The organism is Herpetosiphon llansteffanensis (assembly GCF_003205875.1).
GTDB lineage: Bacteria > Chloroflexota > Chloroflexia > Chloroflexales > Herpetosiphonaceae > Herpetosiphon > Herpetosiphon llansteffanensis.
The window spans coordinates 44,421-63,429 of sequence record NZ_PUBZ01000158.1; the positions used below are offsets into that span (position 1 = coordinate 44,421).

At 48.7% G+C, this 19,009-nt stretch carries 9 protein-coding genes; 3 read left to right on the forward strand and 6 right to left on the reverse strand.

The window, feature by feature from the left end:
• Nucleotides 1-121: 121 nt before the first annotated feature.
• Nucleotides 122-2,470: a hypothetical protein gene (locus tag C5S61_RS27185; RefSeq protein WP_205701482.1), complete on the reverse strand. Its 2,349-nt coding sequence runs from the start codon at nucleotides 2,468-2,470 to the stop codon at nucleotides 122-124.
• Between the two features lie 611 nt (nucleotides 2,471-3,081).
• Nucleotides 3,082-3,678, reverse strand: a complete 597-nt coding sequence (locus C5S61_RS24995) for a DUF6896 domain-containing protein (RefSeq protein WP_110520037.1) — start codon at nucleotides 3,676-3,678, stop codon at nucleotides 3,082-3,084.
• A 416-nt stretch (nucleotides 3,679-4,094) separates the two neighbouring features.
• On the opposite strand from C5S61_RS24995, the gene C5S61_RS25005 reads away from it, so the two are divergent.
• Nucleotides 4,095-5,513: an aldehyde dehydrogenase family protein gene (locus C5S61_RS25005; RefSeq protein ID WP_110520041.1), complete on the forward strand. Its 1,419-nt coding sequence runs from the start codon at nucleotides 4,095-4,097 to the stop codon at nucleotides 5,511-5,513.
• A 269-nt stretch (nucleotides 5,514-5,782) separates the two neighbouring features.
• Here the strand turns inward: C5S61_RS25005 and C5S61_RS25010 are convergent, their stop codons facing one another.
• Both C5S61_RS25010 and C5S61_RS25015 read right to left on the reverse strand, forming a co-directional pair.
• Nucleotides 5,783-9,355 carry a PAS domain S-box protein gene (locus tag C5S61_RS25010; protein WP_110520043.1) on the reverse strand — a complete coding sequence of 1,191 codons (3,573 nt, stop codon included), beginning with the start codon at nucleotides 9,353-9,355 and terminating at the stop codon, nucleotides 5,783-5,785.
• 234 nt (nucleotides 9,356-9,589) lie between these two features.
• Nucleotides 9,590-12,748, reverse strand: coding sequence for a bifunctional cytochrome P450/NADPH--P450 reductase (locus C5S61_RS25015; protein WP_110520045.1), 3,159 nt, complete (start codon nucleotides 12,746-12,748; stop codon nucleotides 9,590-9,592).
• A 177-nt stretch (nucleotides 12,749-12,925) separates the two neighbouring features.
• Between C5S61_RS25015 and C5S61_RS25020 the strand changes: the two genes are divergently transcribed.
• Nucleotides 12,926-13,528, forward strand: coding sequence for a TetR/AcrR family transcriptional regulator (locus tag C5S61_RS25020; protein ID WP_110520047.1), 603 nt, complete (start codon nucleotides 12,926-12,928; stop codon nucleotides 13,526-13,528).
• Here C5S61_RS25020 and galA read toward each other — a convergent pair.
• Together galA and C5S61_RS25030 are read right to left on the reverse strand one after the other, a co-directional pair.
• Nucleotides 13,525-16,299, reverse strand: coding sequence for a beta-galactosidase GalA (gene galA / locus C5S61_RS25025; RefSeq protein WP_110520049.1), 2,775 nt, complete (start codon nucleotides 16,297-16,299; stop codon nucleotides 13,525-13,527). The two genes, C5S61_RS25020 and galA, sit on opposite strands and share 4 nt — an antisense overlap.
• A gap of 354 nt (nucleotides 16,300-16,653) precedes the next feature.
• Nucleotides 16,654-17,301, reverse strand: a complete 648-nt coding sequence (locus tag C5S61_RS25030; protein WP_110520051.1) for a class I SAM-dependent methyltransferase — start codon at nucleotides 17,299-17,301, stop codon at nucleotides 16,654-16,656.
• A gap of 92 nt (nucleotides 17,302-17,393) precedes the next feature.
• Here C5S61_RS25030 and C5S61_RS25035 point away from each other — a divergent pair, with 92 nt between their 5' ends.
• A complete protein-coding gene (locus C5S61_RS25035) occupies nucleotides 17,394-18,944 on the forward strand; it encodes a glycoside hydrolase family 43 protein (protein ID WP_110520054.1) in 1,551 nt (516 codons plus the stop codon).
• Nucleotides 18,945-19,009 lie beyond the last annotated feature (65 nt).

The window sequence follows — 19,009 nt, forward strand, 5'->3', positions numbered from 1 at the left end:
CTGCGCCTCTGCGTTAAAAAATTGATCCACGAAGCTTTTTTTAGCCAAAGATTCCACAGATTTGCTTGATTAGGTTCTCGCCAGCCCAAAGCCCATAGCCCCCATCCCTCTCTTGCTCTCATTACTTCACCACATAGGCTATGAATACGGTATAGGTCTGACTAGGAATTGTTGTTGGTACTGCCGTGCTGGTTGGAATATTGGTTGGTGTATTGGTTGGCACGGCGGTATTTGTCGCGGTATTGGTTGCTGTGTTACTTGGCACGGCGGTATTAGTTGCTGTGCTGGTATTCGTTGGTGTAGCCGTGTTGGTTGGTGTATCGGTTGGCACGGCAGTATTGGTTGCTGTGCTGGTATTCGTAGGCGTAGCCATATTGCTTGGTGTAGCTGTATTGGTTGGCGTATTGCTTGGGGTTACAGTGTTGCTTGGTGGTTGATATTCTAGCTGCAAATGGGCGACACCCAATGATGGAATTGAGCCAGCGTGGGTAAAATTGCCTGCCAAATACAGATCGCTGCTGGTGACTGCCATTTGCTCAACCGTGCCATTGACTGGTGTGGCTAAACCTTGCCAGACCATGCCATCCCAGCGGGCAACCGAGCCAGTGGTTTGTTGATTAACCGCGTTGAACTTACCACCAACATACAGATAATCATCACCAACGGTTGCCAAACATTTGACTAAATTATTAAACTGGGCAATCTGCTGAATCATGCCATCATCATTCAATTGATATAGGGCAGACTGACCACTGATGTATAAGCGATCGCGCCAGACCACAAAATGCACATCAGTATCATTGCCAACTTGAATGCCATCAAGTTCTTGCCAGCGATTATTGCGCCAAACATCAACCAGAATGATCGTCGAATAGGGTTCGGAAAGAAGTTTGACTGCATAATACTGATTATTGACAAAGTATATTTTAACTTCATTGTCATAATGTCGAACATTGAATTGTTGCCATAAATGATCGTTGTTGATCTGGACGGTTGTGCTATAGGCTTGACCGTTGATGGTGCCGGAGCTGCCATTCGCTAGCAAACTTGTATTAGAGCGTGCCCAATTAATGCCAGTCCCTGTAATTGCAACTGGATTGGTGAGCGCACCGGTTGAATTGAACTCCCAAAGCGCACTTGGAGCGCTATTGTTGACACTAAATTGATTGCTACTAATAAGGTGAGTCCGTTGGGTATCGATGGTAATCATTTTGCTACCTTGGCTCATGCTATAGAGCTGCTGCCATGAACTGCCATTCCATTGTTGCAGGTTGGTATTACCGCTCCGATTAACCACCAGCTTACCGTTGACCCCGCCAACATCGTTGATTACTGGAGGCAAGCTGGTGGTTGCAAGGCTGGTTACGCTTGTGCCATCCCAGCTTATCAACTGGCTTGGTTGGTTGTTGACCATGAACGTGCCAGCAAGATATAACTGATCGCTATTGCCAGCAACTGCGGTGATGCTGGTAATGCTGGCAGGAATCGTAACTTGTTGCCATTGATTGTTGACCAGTTTCCACACAGTCGTCGCGTTATAGGCATACAAACCATTGGCATCGATTAGCCCGCTAATCTCGCTTGGCAGATCAAGCGTATTGCCAATTTGTGTCCATTGGTTATTGTTATACCGATGGATACTGTGCTGTTGATGATTTGATGTGTTGTAGCCCCATGCATAGATGCTATCGTCAATGTTGGCAATATTATCAATCCAGATTGCAACATTTGCAGGCATTGGCATTGAAGACCATTGGCCGTTCGCAAATCGGGCAAAAATAGGAATTTCAACATTATTGATATACTGAAATGCACCGCCGACGAACAATTGCTGGCCAGTTGACGCGGCGACAAGGGCTTTGTTGTCGAAACTACCAAGTGCGCCAATTCCAGTTGGCTTCCAATAGGCTACCGAACTTGCCGCAATATTGTTAAATTGCGAAAAATTGCCAGCGATGTAGAGCGTATCGCTGATAACCGCAAAATCGTTGACTTGCGATGGTGTATTGCCCCAATAATCATTGGAGCCTTGCGTACCACCACCAAAGCCTTGGAACTGTGTGCCATCCCAACGACCTAAACCATTAATCCCTCTGCCTGCGAGGTTTTGGAAGCTTCCGCCAATGAGCAGTTGGTTTTGGTAGGTTTCAAAGGTTTTGATGCTATTAATATCATTGGCTTGGAGTCCATGGCTGTGCCAATTTGTGCCATCCCACGATACTAACCCATTGCCCAATTCGTTGTTGAGGTAGGCAAAATTACCAGCAACATATAAGCGCTGATCGGGGCCGATGTAGAGTTTATTGATGCTGCCTGGGGTTTGTAGGCTATTGCCAATGGTGCTATCCCAAACCCCATTAATTGGTGTGTTAGCTGGTTGTTGGGCGCGGGTAATCGCCAGGCTCGAGAGCACCGCTATGATCGTCAGGACTGCCGCGAGATAGCGGTGGGTTGGCCAAAATTTGGGCATACATACTCCTCAATTTCTGGTGGGGCGATAGCGCCATAGTAGCATTGAATAACGGTTAATGCACTCATTAATTAGGGGGAATGTTCGATCCACGAAGATCGCGAGGCTTTTTTAGCCACGAATTGCACGAATGACACGAAGGATGAAATTTTTTTGCCACAGATTGCCCAAATTTGCTTGATTATGTTCCCACTAGCCTATAGCCCATAGCCATGGTTCCTCTGCGCCTCTGCGTTAAAAAATTGATCCACGAAGCTTTTTTTAGCCACAGATTCCACAGATTTGCTTGATTAGGTTCTCGCCAGCCCAAAGCCCATAGCCCCCAATCCCGACCCCTGAACCCTAGTCCCTTCATCCTTCATCCCTCATACTTCATCCTTCGGTCGCTCTGCGCCTCTGTGTTAAACAAGTGATCTACCAAACACCTGCACCCGCGAATGAGTATTTTTTTAGCCACGTATTGCACAAAGGTTACGTTTTTTAGCCACAGATTCGCACAGATTTGCTCAGATTGATTATTCCTATAGCCCATAGCCCAACACCATATGTTCTCTGCTCTATGCTCTTTGTTCTTATTTTTGCTTTCTGTCTTTTGCCTTTTGGTTTGATTCTCATTCCTGCTTCAAGACCATGCGCTGGCAAACCATCACATCCCAAAAACCATGGGTATTTGGGTTGTTATAGGGAGCAGGCAACTCATAGGTTTGTCTGCCTTCGGGCGTAACCACCAGGGCTTGTTCTTGAATCGCGAGCAAAGCAGGGTCGGCTAAACCAATCAGATTTGCCGCATAAAGTGGTTCGATTAATGTATGGATGGCTTGGTAATCGCCAGAGTGTTCGTCAAATGGTGCTGGTTTGTCGGCAAGTTGGGCCTGTAATTCGGGATAATAGCCCCATGGCGCTTTACTTGTCATAATAAATTGTAGTACACTGTAACTCGAAATACAATCGGCGCGCCCACCAGGCCCAAACTCGATGCGCACAAAGCGCCCATCCTGTTGATTGCTCATATCGCATTCCAAGCCATGAAAAAAATAGCGCCATGCAGTTCCAGCAATCATGCCCGATTGGGTACGCTGTGAGCGCCAGTTATAGTAGACATCATTTGGCTGCATATTCCATGAAGCCGCTAATAGACTGATTAACTCGACTTGGCGCTGAACTGATTCACGGCAGGCCGCCAAAAGCTGATGATTGATTGAATCCATTGCAGTTTCTCCCAATTTGATCCACGAAGAGCACGCAGGGCCACGAAGCACAGAAATCGCGAATGAGTATTTTTTTAGCCACGAATTGCACGAATTGCACGAATGAGCATTTTTTTAGCCACAGATTCCACAGATGTTTAGGATTATGTTCCCAGATTTTGACTTCTGATTTCTGACTTTTGATTTCTGACTTTTGACCTCATCCTTTGGCCTAGGCCGAAATAGGAGTGATGGTTGTTTAGCTCGTTAGGTTGGTCGTAAGCTTCGAGCCTGATACTACGATCAAATTCTTCCTCCTCTACACTCTTCTCTCCTGCAAGCGGCCCGACTGGGCCGTTTGTGGTTTTAGCGAGTTTCTGTATGTTGCCGCCAAGCTGGCGTATAATAGCCTGCGACATGGTGTTTTGGAGGAATCAATGAACCTCATGCAAATTCATGGCCAATTTGCGGCCTTGCAGGCCAATCGTGGCCGCATCGCTGCCAGCCGCGCAGCTGAGCGCCTTGGCTATTTACAGCAATTTAAACGGGCAATCGAACAAGCCCGCCCCGATATTTATGCCGCCTTGCAGGCTGATTTTGCGAAACCTGTGGCCGAAATTGAAGCCACCGAAATTCAACAGGTGATCGAGCAAATTAATTTTGCAATCAAACAGCTTGAACGTTGGATGCAGCCCAAACGAGTCAAAACGCCAACCATGCTTGCTGGCAGCAAAAGCTGGATTCAATACGAGCCGCGCGGCGTGGTGCTGATTTTGGCTCCTTGGAATTATCCGCTTTCGCTGGCCTTGGCTCCCTTGGTTGGGGCGGTGGCCGCTGGCAATTGTGCGATTGTGCGACCATCGGAGCGCACGCCACATACCGCTCAAGTGATTGCCAAGATTATCGCCGCCGCCTTCAAGCCTGAGCATGTAACCACAGTTGTGGGCGATATTGATACAGCCGAAGCCTTGCTCGACCTGCCGTTTGAGCATATTTTCTTTACTGGTAGCCCACGGATTGGCCAATATGTGATGCAACGCGCTGCTGAACATTTTAGCTCGGTTACCTTGGAGCTCGGCGGCAAATCGCCAGCAATTATTGATCGTTCAGCAGATTTGAAGCGCGCCGCTCAATTGATTGTTTGGGGCAAGTTTGTCAATGCAGGCCAAACCTGTGTTGCGCCTGATCATGTGTGGGTGCAGCGCGAGCAAGCCCAAGCCCTGAGCCAATTAATTATCAAACAAATTGAGCGTAATTATGGCAAAGGCGATTATACCCGTTTGCAATCGCCTGATTTGGCTAATGTGATCGATGCTAATGCCACAGCTCGCTTGCGTGGCTTGCTCAATAGTTCGGTTGCGCAAGGGGCATTGGTCGCCTTAGGTGGTCAATCAACTGACCATCCAGCGCGCTTTGCGCCAACCGTTTTGACCAATGTTAAGCCTGGCATGGCGATTATGCAAGAAGAGATTTTTGGCCCAATTTTGCCAATTTTGGTCTACGACCAGATTGATGAAGTGATTATGGCCACTCGTGCCAGTGGCAAGCCGCTAACAATGGCTATTTTCAGCGAAAATCAAGCAATTACTAATTGGCTATTGCGCGAAATTCCTGCTGGCAGCAGCGTGATTAATGGCGTTCTGCTCAATTTGGCCAATCCACATTTGCCCTTTGGTGGCGTTGGCCAAAGTGGCTTGGGCAACTATTATGGCTTTTATAGCTTTAAAACCTTTTCGCATGAACGAGCTGTCTTTCAACAAGGCGGCCTGAATCTGGTTAATCTGTTTCAACCGCCATATCGTGGGGCTGCCAAGCGCTTGGTGGCCTGGTCGCGGCGCATGCTCAACAAACGCTAAACGATATTCGCCGCTATCCATAGGGGGGGATAGCGGCGAATGAGGATTTTTGAATCGTTCTGCGATGTGTGACCCCATCACAGGAGGGGTTTTGTCGGTCGATGGTTGAAGGTGATGAAGTTATCTCCTTCCAAGGTCTCGGCATCGTCACGATTGTTGATGCAGTTTCCTTGTACCGAGCGTGGTTTCCGAGAATGATAGTATGCTACTTGGATGAGTAGCAGATGAGTTAAGGGTAAAGAACCGTTAAAAAATTTCAGCCGCCTTGGCTAGACGATTTGGGCCAAGGTATAGCCTAAATCTTCATAGGTATGCGGCTTCAAAATCAACGAATGAATCCCCAAGGCTTGGACACGTTCATAATCTTCTGGGCGCACATAGCCCGAGGTCAAAATAATTGGCAAATTGGGCTTAATTATGTGCAATTGTTTGGCCAGATCAAAGCCCGACATATGCGGCATCGAGACATCGCTAATCACAATATCGGTGGCATTGGGGTCGTTCTGCACATACTCCAGGGCGTGTTGGGGGTTGGTAAACCCTTGCACCGTGTAGCCCAAGGTGGTAAGCATCTTAATTGCCAAGCTCACCAAGGCTTGATCATCATCAATATAGACAATCTGGGCCGAGCCACTTTCGCTGATCAGGTGACGTTTTGGTGGTTCAGGCGTTGGTAGTTCGTTGGTGGTCGGAAAATAGAGCCGAAAGGTTGAGCCTTTATTAATTTGGCTATAGACGGTAATTGCGCCATCGTGGTTCTTCATAATTCCATCAACGACCGATAACCCCAGCCCAGTGCCCTCGCCAAGCGGCTTGGTTGTAAAGAAGGGATCAAAAATTCGTTTGATTGTTTCTTGTTCCATGCCGCAACCATTATCGCTGACCGAGAGCCGCACATAATGGCCTTGTTGCAAATTGGGCACTGCGCGCAATAATTCAGCAGTCAGATGGACTAAATCAAGCCGAATTTCAATCAAGCCGCGATTATTGCCAATCGCATGCGCCGCATTGGTCGCCAAATTCATAATAATCTGGAAAATTTGGGTTGGATCAGCAGCAGTCGCCGGAATTTGGCCCACAACCTTGACCTGAATTTCAATCAGTGCTGGTAAGGTTGCGCGCAATAATTTAACCGCTTGATCAATAATCGTTGGCAGTAAAACGACTTCACGTTTAACTTCTTGTTGGCGACTGAAGGTTAAAATTTGACGAACTAAATCAGTTGCACGCTCGCCTGCTTGTTCAATTTCACGAAGGTTATTGTGCACAGGATGCTGTGGATCGAGATCTAACATTGCTAATTGGGTATTCCCAGTAATTGCCAACAAAATATTATTGAAATCATGGGCAATTCCGCCAGCTAATGTGCCTAAGGCCTCCATTTTTTGGCTGCGTAATTGAGCATCCTCTGCTCGTTTACGATCGTCAATATCGTTGCTTGCACCAAACCACTTAATAATTTCACCTTGTTGGTTAAAAAAAGGCACAGCTTGGGTATCAAACCAACGATAGGTATTGTCATGTCGCCGAATTCGATACTCGCTATGAAACTTTTGGCGATTATTAAGCGCATGACTCCATTCGTTTAGAATCTTCGCTTGATCATCAGGATGAATTTGTTTGATCCAAGCTAAACCTAATTGTTCTGCTTCGGAAATGCCGGTATATTGAACCCATTGTTGGCTTAAATAATCGCATGCTCCAGCAATGGTACACGTCCAAATTAATTGTGGTAATGATTCGGTTAGCGTTCGAAAGCGCTGCTCACTTTCTTGGAGAGCTTGAGTTGCTTGTTTATAGGCAGTAATATCACGATTAATCCCAACAGTTCCTTGAATTTGGCCTTGGATATTTTTGATCAGCGAAACACTACTGAGCATGTGTAATTTTTGGCCATTGCGAGTATATTGGTAGACTTCGCCTTGCCAAAATGATTGTTCGATTAAGCGGGCACTTGCTTGATCACGAGTATCGTTATAAATGTATTCAGTTGGTACCAAATGGCTAAATCGCTGACCAATTGCTTCTTGAGCAGGCCAACCATAAAGTTCCTCAGCAGCTCGGTTCCAGCTTTTAATCATATAATTGCTATCGGTTGAAATAATTGCATCGGAAACATGGGCTAAAAGATTAGCTTGATATTGCAGTTTTTGCTCAACTTGTTTGCGTTTAGTAATATCAGTAATTGTTAAGAACGCAACCGTATGCCCAGCTGAATCGATAACGGTTGCGCCACCATAGCAAAAAATTCGCTCCCAAACAACTGACGTATTAATGCGGCGAATTTTTAATTCAATTAATTCTAGAGTTTCGCCCCGAATTAACCGCGACATTGGCCATTGATCAAGAGTTAATACTTGATCATCAAGTGTGCTAATTTCATAAAAATCTTTAAAATCAGGCAAGCGTTCGCGGCATTCTTGCATACTTGCAAAGCCATGCATCGCTAAAGCTGTGCGATTCCAATGAAAAAGATTTCCATCAACATCCGATAATACAATTCCTTCGTTGAGATTTTCAATCACGATTTTTAAACGTTCTTCGCTTTCTTGAAGTTTGCGCTCAAAAATTTTGCGATTATTGATATTATGAATAACGGTGAAGCTGCATAAACGATTATCTAAAACAAGCAACGTCATTGAGCAAATAACAAAAATTGTTTGATTATCTTTGGTTCGAATTTCTAATTCATAATCGCTAACATAGCTTTGCTTTTTTAATATTCGAACCATAGCGGTTCGATCATCAAGATTAACAAAAATATTGAGTTCTTGAATGGGTTGGTTGATTAATTGATCATATTGATAACCAAGCAGGCGAATAAAGCTTTCGTTTAAATCTAAAATAAGCCCATCTTGCAAACGTGTAATAATCATTGGGCTTGTGCTGGTCTGAAAGAGTGCATTAAACCGCTGTTGCGATTCTTGAACGGCAACCGCTAATTTTTTATTGCTGCTCAAATCGTTAATAAAACTGAAAAATCCTTGAACTTCGCCGGCAGCATTCAAATCTGGCTGATATTCAATCGCGACGCTGCGAATCTGATCATGAGCCAGTTCAATCACTGTCTCAAAGGTTACAGCTTGGCCAAGCAGGGCTTGATGGATGTGATCATAAAATTGTTGGTAGGCAGCCTCACCCCAGACCTCGCTGAGCGTCGAGCCAGTAATTTGGTTCAGTGGCCGTTGAAACCATTGCTGATAGGCCTGATTGTTGAAACGATAATAGCCCTGGCGATCAACATAGCCGATCAGCGCGCTCAGGCGCTCGTGCTCAGGCTGAAGCTGCATGCTTGGCTGCAAGCTCGGCGTGGATTGTTCGATTAAATTCAAAAATGAAGCTGGTGTTGCTTGCGTAAATAGATGTTTCTGGGTGCTGTTGCTATTGGTAACGCTATTCAGCACGCCCACAATTGTGCTGTGTTCTGCATAAATTGGGCTAAAAGCCAGATCAACGCTTAATGATTGATGGAGTGCAAAGGCTTTGAGGTTGATGCTTTGGCCTGAGCTGGCCTGCTGGATGGCTTGTTGCAGCAGTGGATGGCTCAAGAAGTCGGTCTCAACATTGGTTTTGATGAGGACTTGTTGATTATCCAAACCAAGCAATTCAAGATACCGATCGTTATAAAAAATTGTCTGCGTTGCCGACCAAATTAATGCCATGGGGATTGCTGCTGATAACACCATGCTTAGCGCGGTTTGTAAGGCACTTGGCCAGTGCTCCATTGGTCCAAGCGCATGCCTATTCCAAGCGATCTGTTGTAAGCTTGCTCCAGCGATCCCGCCATTGCGCATCCATGCAGGAAGATTGGTTTGCAGTGATGAATCTTCAATATCAGGCATTGCGCCATCCTCATCAGGCTTTGCACAATTGATTGCAGCATTTGGCTGTTGTTGCGCTATGGAGTCTGCGATATATTCTAGTTAGAGGACACTCTCGCAGTATAACAGCCGCGTGTGGCTCATGCAATAAACAATTTCCACGTTTTCACCATCGAACAATCTTTAATTAAGCAAATGCCGTTGGAGCAATTTCCAACGGCATTTTTACAGCTATTTGATTAATTGATGCCTGATTTAGCCAAAAACATCGGCAACATAGCGGCCTGCTTGTTCCATTTCGCTAACCCAGTCCATGCCTGCTGCTTGCTCGCTAGCAGTGGCTTCAGCATAGATTTTGGCAAGAGTTTCGCGTACTGCTGGAGCCATATAACGGCCATCGCCACAGACGGCAATCACCGCGCCTTGGTCGATTAAGCTCCACACTCGTTGGCGTTCTTGCCAGAGCCGATGTTGCACAAAACTGACCTCGCCGATTGGCTGACGATAAAAAGCTGGATAAAATTCCAAAACTCCTGCTTGCTGCCAAGCAGCAATTTGCTCGTGATACAACAGATCAACCTCAGGATGATCGCAGCCAAAAAACAGGGCAGTTGGGCCAAGCGGCTCGCCTTGGGCTTGGCGGGCCACCCGTTCTTGGATAAAGCCACGAAATGGGGCTAAACCTGTGCCTGCACAAATCATCAGCAACGGCTTGTTGTTATCAGCTGGCGGCTGAAATGGAATATGCGGCTGGCGCAACGTCACGGCAACCTGATCGCCAACCTGCAAGCGGGCCAGATAGCTCGAACATGTGCCATAAAATTGGCCCTTGCCCGACCATGCAGGCGCGTCGACGACCGCCACGGTTAAGCTTGTTTGCTGCGGATTGAGCAATGGAGACGAGGAAATAGAGTATTGGCGCACGCGCATTGCTGGCAAAAGCGCCAAAAATTCGCCAAAATTCAGCACCGATGATGGATATTGTTCAAGCAAATCGAGCAGGCTGACCCGTTTTTGCAAAATTTCCGTGCTGTAACGCTCGTGATCGTTGGCCAAAGCTGCCAAATGGATTTGATGCGGTGGACAAACATTTGTTTGTGCCAACATTGCTAAATCGCGCTGAGTGGCTGGCGTTGCCAATTCAACCTGGCTTTTGAGCAATTCGCCAAGGCTGATTGGCTGCTCAAGCGGCAAGTTGGCGGCGCGATTGGCGTGTAAAACCACGCTTTGTTCTGGTTTCAGGCCAAAATGTTTGCAGGCACGTTCGATGAGGCTGGGATGATTTTCGGGCAGAATTGCCAGATAATCGCCTGCTTGATAGTGAATTTCTGCTGGCAAGCTGAATTCGATATGGCGTTTTGAGCGGCCTAAGGGCGAACTTAAATCAACTAGTTCGCGATTTTCAAGCACGCTAGCAAAAACCAAGCCATTTTGTTGGGCGAGTTGGTTGCTGCTTGTTGGCAGTAGTTCGACCTCGTAGAGTGGTTTGGTATTGATTGCTGTGGTTTCGATTGCAAATGCTTGATTGTAGGTTTGCCAAAATGGCGCATACCAACGCTCAAAATCGCCAAAGAAATCACTGCGGGCATCAGCTGCGCCCCGTTCGAGCAAGCGTTCTGCTCCTGCTGCCTGCAATTGCTGATCGATTTGGCTTGGCACTGCTTGGTAGGTGCTTTGCCAATCGCGGTTGCCACAGCCAAACATGCTATAGCGCACGCCCTTGAGCGAATCTGGCGCAACATTGGCCAGCCATTGGCAAAAGGCTTGGGCATTATCGGCTGGCTGGCCATTGTACGAGGCGGCAACGATGCTCACCGCTCCGCTCGTTGGTAAATTATTGACATAATCATTGAGTGGCGCAACGCTTACTTGGTAGCCTTGAGCCTCGCCATCGCTGGCAATACGGCGGGCAAAAGCTTCCGACGAGCCAGAATTCGAGCCATACAATACCAACAATGGCGTGTTATGTTGGGCTTGGTTAGTGGCAGTTTTCGGCGTAATGGCTGGCTTAGTTGGCTGATTGACACGATTGATTGTTTTGCGCAGGCGAGCGCGAATGGTCAAGCCTTCTGGTTTGAGCGTCAAGGTTTCTTTGACATGCAGGTTGTAGGGCTGAGGCTGCGATAATTCAAAGCGTTGCAGCATCATTGCCAGCACCAACGTGGCCTCTTGCATGGCAAATGAACGTCCAATGCAGGCACGTTGGCCATTGCCAAACGGCTTCCAAGCATGCTCAGGGATGCGTTCGCGGCTTTCGGGCGCAAAACGATCGGGATCAAACGTTTCTGGATTAGCCCAAACTTTGGGGTCGCGATGCAAGGTTGGCAATAGCGCAAGGAATTTTTCGCCTTGCTTAACCGGAAAGCCAGCAATCGTCGTATCGTGCTTGGCATAGACTCCAAACACTGGCGCTGTTGGCCAAAGCCGTAAGGTTTCGCGCAAAATTTGGTCGAGATAGCTAAGTTTGGCTAAATCTTCGTAGCGCGGCAGGCGATCGCCCAACACCTCATCAACAATCGTTTGGGCGCGTTGCAAAATTTCTGGCTGTTGCAATAAGAAATAGGTGGCGAACGAGAGCAAGCCGCTGGTCGTTTCGTGGCCTGCAATCAAAAACGTCACCAGTTGATTGCGAATATTGGCATCATCTAAGCCTTCGCCTGTGATTGAATCTTTGGCGTTGAGCATTAATCCCAAGAGATCGTTGGGTACTTCGCTGCTTGGTAAGCTGCGACGTTTGGCAATCAATTCATCGGTAATGCCGTGCATGTATTGCATATCAGCTTCGTATTGGCGTTGGGTCGAACGCATCAGTTTGGTTTGGATCGACAAACGGCGAGCACGCGCCCCTGCTTCGGCCAAAGCCCGCACCATCGCCTCAACAAATGGGTGCATTTCGCGCTGATAAAATGAATTAAAGCGATAACCAAAGCCACACAAGGCGATCGTATCAAGCGTGAGGCGGGTCATATTATCGGCCACATCAAAATCGGTTTCCGGCCCTTGGCGCTCCCATTTGGTAAATAATTGGTCGGCAATATCGAGCATGTCGTCGAAATAATTGCGCATGCTGGCCGGCCCAAATGCTGGCATCAACAAGCGATGCGCCTTGCTCCAATTGGCTTCCTCGGTGTAGGCCGTAAACAAACCATCGCCAGCAAAATCGCGAATTTGAATCAACGGGCCATGCAATAATTTATCAAAGCGCTGTTGATCGCTAATTTCGGCCACTAGCGCTGCTGAAGAAACCACCAACACCGTGCGATTGGGGAAACTTACGCGAAAAATTGGCCCATAATGCTGCGCCAGTTTCATCAAATTTTGCACTGGCGTTTCCATGCCAATATCCGGCACATTGCCGACAATCGGACGGGTTGGTGGTTGGGGAATAAAGCGAATTGGGCTGGAAATACTCATACAACGAGCCTCACTTACTGCAATGCTGGCCTGTGCAGGTCGCCGCGAATCAGCAAAAAATAATGCTTGGTACTATTGAGTACCAACGCGATTTATGCTATCATCAGCTTATGGTACTGTCAAGTACCAAGAAATTAAGCTAGTATGAGTGAGGAATAGCTCAACGACGAGGGTGGTATGACCGAACAAGTGACAGAAACCGAATATCGTAGCCGCTTGATGGATGGCATGGCGGCGGCGGTGGCAGAAAAAGGCTATGCAGAAACGACAATTGCCGATATTGTACGCTTGGCGCGGGTTTCCAAGCGCACGTTTTACGAGCATTTTGCCAGTAAAGAAGATTGTTTATTAGCACTCTATACTGCTGCAACCGATCAACTGATCGAGGTTATTCGCCAAGCAATCGAGAGCGCTCACGATATCCATTCGCGGGTGCGCTGCGCCCATCGGGCCTATTTGCAGCGCATCAAAGAGCATCCATTGTTGATGCGCACCTTGTTTATTGAGATTTTGGCGGCGGGAACACGTGGTTTGCAAGTGCGACGCGCAGCCAATCAACGCTTTGCCGATTTGCTGCGGGCAACCGGCGTTGATTCACAGTATGATTCGCCGCAGAAACGCCAAATCACGCCAGCCTTGGCCATGGCGATTGTTGGCGGCATCAACGAATTAATTTTGCAAGCGATGGAGAGCGATCAGATTGATCAATTGTTGCTGATTGAGGAGCCAGCGACTGCCTTGTTGGAAGCAGTGCTGGCTCGCCCGATTGCTGAAGATTAAAACGTCAAGCTTGCGCTGTTGAGTTCGGGGTTGCTTGCACTGAGGCTAATTGGCTCGTCGCCGCCAGTGTGTTGCACCAGCACTTGGGCGAGTCCGTTGAAAGCGCGGCGTTGCCATGGTGCTGCTGGCTCGATAATTTGGACTACGCCAGGCTCGCGATTGGGGAAATCCCAAGGATTGGCTTTTTTGATCCAGCGCCCAGTTACCAGATAGCTATTTTGGCCTGGTCGCACCAGATCGTGGCTTAATTCGAGCACTTGGTCGCCTTGATCCAGCGTAATGTCGCTGGCAATCAGTTGGCCGTTGATATAAACGCTATAGTCGTGGGCCATACTTTTGCTGAACAAACGAATGCTGCTGGCCTCGCTGTAGCTTGGCAATTCAAAACTGCCATTGAAAACGATATAGGGTTGTGGATTGGCTTGTTGATCGTCGTTGTGGTGCAAAAATGCTGGTTGCCATGTTTGCGCTGCGGCTCCCCGCGCCAATTCCAAGCCAGCGCTGCGATCAGCGGCGGTTTGCTCGCCACTAATTTGAATTGAGCTGATTTGATAGTGTTGGTGATATTGCTCTGGCTCGTGGCTGCCTGGATCGCCATTGCCTACGCCCAACAATTTGGCCGAACCAGTTAATTGGAGATCAAGCAATTGGTTGGCGGTTGGTACAATTTGGCCGTGATCGTCGCAAACTTGCAGCGTAACGACCGCTAGATCGCCTGCTTGCTTAAGTTGCCCATAATCAAGGTTGAGCTGGATTTGGCTGGCTGCTTGGCTGGTGCGCAAGCTAGCGCTGATCACTTCAACGCCATCGCTATAGCCACGAGCCAGCAATTCGCCTGGCTGATAGGCAACTTCCCATTGTTGATGGCCGTTTGCGGGCATTGCACGGCGGCCAAGGCTTACGCCATTCAGCCATAGTTCAACTTCGCTGCAATTACTATAAATTGGAAAACTTTTGACTTGACCGAGATCGTTTGGCCAATCCCAGTGATAGCCAATGTGCAAGACTGGCTGCTGGCCCCACCACGCTTTGGTGTAGTAGGCAATATCTTTGGGAAAACCGCAGAGATCGAAAAAGCCAAATTGGCTGGCAACCGCTGGCCATTCAAACGGCGTTGGTTCGCCGCGATAATCGAAGCCCGTCCAGTAGAACAAGCCTGCCAAGAATGGGCGTTGGGCATAAAATTGCCAACTAAATTCGGTGTCGGCGTAGCCATCGCCGCTAGCACATGCTGCCAAATGGCCGCGACTAGCATCAGTTTGGTAGATGCCGCGTGTGCCGTAGGTGTTGCTTTCCTCGGTGCCAACGCCAGATTGCCACGGAAATTGGGCGTGATGTGCATCAATATCGCCATGCCAAATGTAGTTATAGCCCACCACATCAGTCACCGTGCCAATGCCCGTATCCCAGCCGCCGCTACAGGCAATCGTGAATAGGCGGGTATGATCGAATTGGCGGGCGAATGTTTGCATGGTGCTGGCGATGCGTGCGCCGATAATATTGCCTTCAATTGCCCATTCTTCGTTGCCCAATGACCACAAAATGACCGAGGGATGGTTGCGGTCGCGCTTGATGAGCTGCTCAACATGGCGCAAATGCTCAGGATTCGATCCCATCAAGCGGTTTTCATTCAAGACCAACATGCCCAAGCGATCGCAGGCTGCCAGAAATTCTGGGGTTGGCGGGTTGTGCGAGGTGCGAATGGCGTTGTGCTTGAATTCTTGCAAGCGTTTGATGCGATACTCTTGCAAACTATCGGGCAATGCCGTGCCAACGCCAGCGTGATCTTGGTGCTGATTGCTGCCAACCAATTTGACTGAGCGCCCATTCAAGAAAAAGCCCTGATCAGGATCGAAGCGAATGCTACGCACCCCAAAGCTGGTCTGATAGCTATCGACCGTTTGATCGGCGAGCTGCACGCTGGTATTGAGTCGATACAGATTTGGGTTGTTGAGATCCCACAGTTGCGGATTGCTCAGCTCGTGCTGGTGGGTGAATTCGGCGCTTTGGCCTGCTGCCAGTTGATAATTTGGGCTTTGGGTTTGCAGCACATTGCTTTCATCTGGCGCGATGATTGTTTCCAGCAAGCTGAATTCAACTGGTTGTTGGCTTTCGTTGATAATTGTGGTTTGAATGCTGATTGTTGCGCTTGCTTCGTGGACTTCGCTTGTGACGAAGGTGCCATAGCGAGCAACATGGAGTGGGGCGGTTTTGCTCAGCCACACGTGGCGATAGATACCAGCGCCTTCGTAAAACCAACCTTCCTCGGTTGTGGCATCGGCGCGCACGACGACCACATTTTGGCCGCCATAATTCAGATAATCGCTAATATCGTAACTAAAACTGGTGTAGCCGCTTGGCTCGTTACCAAGATAAAAGCCATTGACCCAAACCTTAGAATCGCGATGCACGCCATCGAATTCGAGGCTGATGCGTCGTCCAAGCTCTCCGGCGGCGATGCTGAAGCTTTTGCGATACCAGCCAACGCTGTTTTGGGGAAACGTGCGGCCAATCGCTTTGTAGCCATGGCTGTGGCTGGCATGTTGATCAAATGGCAGTTCGACGCACCAATCGTGGGGCAAATCGACTACACGCCAAGCACGATCGTCGAATTTGGGTGAGGCCGCGCCATCGCCATAGCCAGCTTTGGCCAAAAACGAAAAATGGCTGCTATCAAGTTGAAAATCTTGGGCGGGATCGAAGGCATGGCCGAGGGCAAAACGCCAGCCTTGATCGAACAGAATTCGTTCGCGGGGTGGATTGCTAATCATCGTTGATGCTCCATGCTGCTCTACATCGTTGTTTGCCAAGCAGCGCTTAGTTGCTCAAGGTTCGCGCCCCGCGTTTGGGCAAACGCAGACTAACACGACACTTTAACGAGCTAGTCTACAAGCATTTTTACTAAAGTTCTTCTAAAAAATTGCTTGGATTTCAAAATGGGCGAGGGATCGGTTGTCGGGGGCTGGGGATCGGTATCCTGTGCAGTACCAACCAGCTGTCGCCAACTCCAATGATGTTCCGCTAGCCACAAGCCAAAAGCCTTCGTGCCCTTCGCGCTCTTCGCGGTTCCCGAATCCCTCGCCTGATCCCCAACCCCCGACCCCCAACAACCGATCCCTAATCTCTCACTGCCAGCCAGCAAACAGGGCGACGCTGCCGATGCGTTTAATTTCGTAGCGCTGAAAGGCTTGTTGCAGCATTGTTTCGAGGTTTGCCAGCGTGTCGGTTTGGTTGGCAAAAATTTGGCGCTGGTTGTAAATGCCCATCAAACGGCGCGCAGTATTGCTATGAAACGGCTCGCTAGCACTCAAAATGGTTGCGCCAAACAACACACCATCAGCAGTTAAACGCTCGGCCAAGCGTTGCAATACCGCGCCTTTGATTTCAGGCGTGCCAGCGATACAATGCAAAATATAGCCCAAGCCAATCGATTCAAACTGCTCGCTGAGCGGTAATGGTTGCATAATCGAGGCACGCACACACTGTGGCTGCCATTGGCTGAGATTCGCGCTGGCTTGGATTAAGCACTCTGGATTCACATCAAGCAGCACCAGTTTCGCTAAACTGCGTTGGGCGAGGGTTTCGCGCAGCAATAATCCGCTGCCTGGCCCAATATCCAAATGTTGAGAGCGTAGATGCTGACGATACCACTGAATTAAATTGGGCTTAGGGCAGCGCCAAATAAAACTATCGGAAATGCCGTGCACCAGAAAATCGTAAAATTTCAAAATGTTATTGTTGTACACGCGGGCACTGGCTGGCAAATCGCTCATTGGTTGCTCCAAAACGCTAAACTTTCAATTGCATCTTAACTGATTTCTGCTAAAAAAGAACTAATATAACCCTTCCATGTGTGAGGAACACTATGCAACGCCGCTTTCAAAATCCAATTATGTCGGGCTTTTATCCTGATCCTGCAATCTGTCGAGTCGGTGAAGATTATTATCTGATTCATTCGACCTTTGAATATTTCCCCGGCGTGCCGATTCACCATAGCCGCGATTTGGTGCATTGGCAGCAAATTGGCCATATTTTAGATCGCCCTTCGCAACTCAACCTCGACGAAATTCATCCATCGGCTGGCATTTTTGCCCCAACAATTAGCCATCACGACGGCACGTTTTATATGATTACGACCTTGATTGCTGGAAAAGAGCGCCATGGCAACTTCATTGTGACCGCTCAATCGCCAGCTGGCCCATGGTCAGACCCCTATTGGCTTGATGCTGATGGAATCGATCCCTCGCTGTTTTTTGAAGATGGGCGGGTGTGGTATGTGGGCAATCGTGGCAAAGCCGAGCCAGATTATGTGGGCCAATGTGAGCTTTGGTTGCAAGAGCTTGATCTCAGCACCATGCAATTGATTGGCGAGCAGTATGTCTTGTGGCGTGGCGCGCTTAACGGTGTGGTTTGGACGGAAGGCCCGCATCTTTACAAAATTGATGGTTGGTATTATTTGCTGATTGCCGAAGCTGGCACGGAATATAATCATGCGGTGACCATCGCCCGCAGCCGCGAACTGACGATTGGCTATGAAGGCTATCGCGCCAATCCAATTTTGACCCATCGCCAACTTGGCCGCGATTATCCGATTATGGGCACTGGCCATGCCGATTTGGTGCAAACCCAAAACGGCGAATGGTGGATGGTGCTGTTGGCGATGCGCCCATATGGCGGCGAATTTTATAATCTTGGCCGCGAAACCTTCCTAACGCCAGTGCGCTGGGAAGAAGGCTGGCCATTGATCAGCCCGGGCACTGGTAAAGTTGAGTCGAGCTATCCTGCTCCCGATTTGCCGTTGCAACGTTGGCCAGTGCAAGCCGCATGCGATCATTTCGATGGCGCTGTGCTTGACATGCACTGGATGTTCTTGCGCACGCCGCGCTCAGAATGGTGGAGCCTGAGCGAGCGGCCAGGTTGGTTGCGCATGCAGTTGCGGCCTGAGCAAATTAACCAAATGGCCAACCCCAGTTTTGTTGGTCGCCGCCAGCAGCATATGAACTTTTTGGCCCAAACTGTGCTGGAATTTCAGCCGCAGCAAGCCCATGAAGTTGCAGGCATGGTCTTGATTCAAAATCATAAATATCAAGTGCAATTTGTGATCAACGGCGAGCAGCAAGCCAGCGTGATTGTTTGCCGCAATGGCGAAGAAGAAACCTTGGCCCAAGTACCAGTCAGCGGCCAGCGCCAGTATTTGCGGATTGTGGCCTATGGTCAAGAATATAGCTTCTTTGTGGCCGAGCAGCCCGATGCATGGCAACCAGTGCTGGAAAACCTCGATGGACGCTTCTTGAGCACGCCGATTGCTGGCGGTTTTGTGGGCACGGTGATTGGTCTTTACGCCAGCAGCCAAGGCCAAGCGAGCCAAACAGTGGCCGATTTCGATTGGTTTGAATATCGCGAAATAGCCGAATAACGGTTTTGGCTAATTTGTGCGTTTGGCAGGTGACGGTTTTTTAGTTAAAATACTCTCCCCAGTGG